Origin of the sequence: Streptacidiphilus monticola (genome assembly GCF_042658505.1) — a bacterium.
In the GTDB taxonomy this organism is placed as follows: domain Bacteria; phylum Actinomycetota; class Actinomycetes; order Streptomycetales; family Streptomycetaceae; genus Streptacidiphilus; species Streptacidiphilus monticola.
Genome location: NZ_JBHSQJ010000098.1, coordinates 1 through 641, shown reverse-complemented (window position 1 = coordinate 641; position 641 = coordinate 1). Strand labels below are relative to the sequence as shown.

Here is a 641-nt window from a genome sequence, read left to right as displayed (position 1 = left end):
ATGGATGAAACCTACGTGAAGGTCAATGGCCGCTGGGCGTATCTGTACCGGGCCGTCGACAGCCGGGGCCGCACTGTCGATTTTTATCTCTCCTCCCGTCGTAACAGCAAAGCTGCATACCGGTTTCTGGGTAAAATCCTCAACAACGTGAAGAAGTGGCAGATCCCGCGATTCATCAACACGGATAAAGCGCCCGCCTATGGTCGCGCGCTTGCTCTGCTCAAACGCGAAGGCCGGTGCCCGTCTGACGTTGAACACCGACAGATTAAGTACCGGAACAACGTGATTGAATGCGATCATGGCAAACTGAAACGGATAATCGGCGCCACGCTGGGATTTAAATCCATGAAGACGGCTTACGCCACCATCAAAGGTATTGAGGTGATGCGTGCACTACGCAAAGGCCAGGCCTCAGCATTTTATTATGGTGATCCCCTGGGCGAAATGCGCCTGGTAAGCAGAGTTTTTGAAATGTAAGGCCTTTGAATAAGNCTCGCTAATTAGTTATGGGGTTATTGTTATGTTGATACAGTAACGAGTTTTGTTACATGAGGGGAGTCATTTTTCGGGAGAAGTCAGGACTTTTCAAGACTGTCACAAAAACCATCGTTTTTGATACATTAATTTAACCAATAGGTTGC

The 641-nt window shown here is 48.6% G+C and carries 1 protein-coding gene; it reads left to right on the top strand.

Annotation, left to right across the window (positions count from 1 at the left end; genetic code table 11):
- Nucleotides 1–477: IS6 family transposase (locus tag ACFP3V_RS22600; protein ID WP_001396888.1), on the top strand; the 477-nt coding region annotated here is incomplete at its 5' end.
- Nucleotides 478–641: the final 164 nt, after the last annotated feature.